This window comes from Monashia sp. HAY1-2A (genome assembly GCF_056755315.1).
Window position 1 is genome coordinate 1 of the sequence record NZ_JBNDHY010000541.1, and the last position, 256, is coordinate 256.

General features: G+C 69.9%; 1 pseudogene. It reads right to left on the reverse strand.

The window, feature by feature from the left end:
* Positions 1-11: 11 nt before the first annotated feature.
* Positions 12-256: pseudogene (locus ACPYOM_RS23020) on the reverse strand (hypothetical protein); the annotation flags it as partial.

Below are 256 nucleotides of genomic sequence, written 5' to 3' on the forward strand. Positions count from 1 at the left end.
CGTCGGCAGCGTCAGATGTGGATAAGAGACAGGGCCTGGCTCGCCGAGCGCGGCTGACCCCGCGCCCTCCAGGCGAGAGGCCGGCCCATGTGCGGGTAGGCGTGGTCGGTCGGCGGGACGAAGGTCTCCTTGATCGAGCGGACGCTGGTCTGTCTCTTATACACATCTCCGAGCCCACGAGACGCGTAGTAATCTGGGGGGGTGGGTTTTGTGTTGGGAGAGGGGGGGGGGGGGGGGGGGGGGGGGGGGGGGGGGG